Source organism: Dactylosporangium darangshiense, assembly GCF_039537565.1.
In the GTDB taxonomy this organism is placed as follows: domain Bacteria; phylum Actinomycetota; class Actinomycetes; order Mycobacteriales; family Micromonosporaceae; genus Dactylosporangium; species Dactylosporangium darangshiense.
This window is the reverse complement of sequence record NZ_BAABAT010000166.1, coordinates 1-1849: the sequence shown is the minus strand read 5'-3', so window position 1 is coordinate 1849 and position 1849 is coordinate 1. Positions and strand designations below refer to the sequence as shown.

Genomic DNA, 1849 nt, shown 5'->3' with positions numbered 1-1849 from the left:
CAAACCCGCACCACCGCCCTGGACGCCTACACCCACCAAGACCTCCCCTTCGAACAACTCGTCGACCAACTCACCCCCACCCGCAACCGCGCCCAAACCCCCCTCATCCAAACCCTCTTCAACTACGTCACCATCGAGCAGGCGAGCGGCGGGCCCGGCGACGGCGGCGGGGCTCCGGCGTACGAGCGCGAGCACATGGTCGCCAAGTTCGACCTGACGCTCGGTATTGCCATGACGGGCGACGGCGCGCTCGTGGGGTACTTCCGCTATGCGACGGCGTTGTTCGACCGGCCGCGGATTGAGCGGCTGGTCGAGCATCTGTTGCAGGTGCTGGCCGGGGCGGTCGCCGATCCGGATCAGCCGGTGTCGCGGTTGGCGGTGCTGTCGGCGGCTGAGCGGGAGTTGCTGGCCAGCTGGAACGCCACCGACGCGGTGCTGCCGGCGGTCAACGGCGTGCACGCGCTGTTCGAGGCCCAAGCCGCCCGATCCCCCGACACCGCCGCCGTGGTGACCGACGACGGGCTGGTCGTGACGTATGCACAGTTGAACGCGCGGGCGGATCAGCTGGCATCGCAGCTGACCGGGCTGGGGGTGGGCGCCGAAACCGTGGTCGGGTTGTGCCTGAACCGGGGTATCGACACGATCACCGCGATCCTGGCGGTATGGAAGGCCGGCGGTGCGTACCTACCGTTGGACCCTGCACATCCGGCCGAACGACTGGCCTACATGCTGAGCGACAGCGGCGCCGCGATGCTGATCACCACCGGCGCTCTACGCGACAGGACCGAGTCGTCCCTGCCCGCCGTGGTTCTTGACGACCCGACAACCGCCACCATCCCCAATGGACAACCGCGACAGCGGGTGCATCCCGAGCAGGCGGCCTACGTCATCTACACCTCCGGGTCGACCGGCCGGCCCAAAGGCGTCATCGCCACCCACCACGGTCTGATCAACTACACCCTGGCCATCCCGACCCGGACCGGGACCGGGCGGCCCGGCGGCCAGTACGCCCTGCTACAGCCGGCCACCACCGACTTCGGCAACACCATCATCCTGGCCGCGCTCAGCACCGGCGGCAGCCTCTACCTGCCCGACCCGGACCGGACCATCGACCCCGGCTACCTCGCCACGTTCCTGCACACCCACCACATCGACTACCTCAAGATCGTCCCGTCCCATCTGGCTGCCCTCACCACCGACCACCCCCTCCCGGAACTCCTGCCCGGCGACACGCTCATCCTCGGCGGGGAACGCACCCCCACCACCCTCGCCGCAGACCTCGCGCAGCTCCCGGTCCAGCTGATCAACCACTACGGGCCCACCGAAACGACCATCGGGGTCAGCACCCACACCGGCTCCCACGCCGGCGCCACCATCGGCCGGCCCATCGCCAACACCCGCGCCCATATCCTCGACCGGCACCTCAACCCCGTCCCGATCGGCACCGCCGGCGAGTTGCACATCGCGGGGGCCGGGATCACCCGCGGCTACACCGGCCAACCCGCCCAGACCGCCGAACGGTTCATCGCCAACCCGTTCACCGACGACGGCAGCCGCCTCTACCGCACCGGCGACCTCGCCCGCTGGCAGCCCAACGGCCACCTCGAATACCTCGGCCGCGCCGACCACCAAATCAAAATCCGCGGCCACCGCATCGAACCCGCCGAAATCCAAACCGCCCTCACCACCCACCCCGCCATCACCACCGCCATCGTCACCGAACACAACCAGCAACTCACCGCCTACCTCATCGGCCCCGACGGCCTACCGCCCGCCGATGAACTCCGCGCCCATCTGCAGCGCACCTTGCCCGAGCACATGATCCCCACCCACTACATCGAACTGGCAC

The 1849-nt window shown here is 69.1% G+C and carries 1 protein-coding gene; it reads left to right on the top strand.

What is annotated here, in order from left to right; all coding sequences use genetic code 11:
• On the top strand, nucleotides 1–1849 hold a 1849-nt coding region (locus ABD901_RS58455; RefSeq protein WP_345145014.1), incomplete at both ends, for a non-ribosomal peptide synthetase.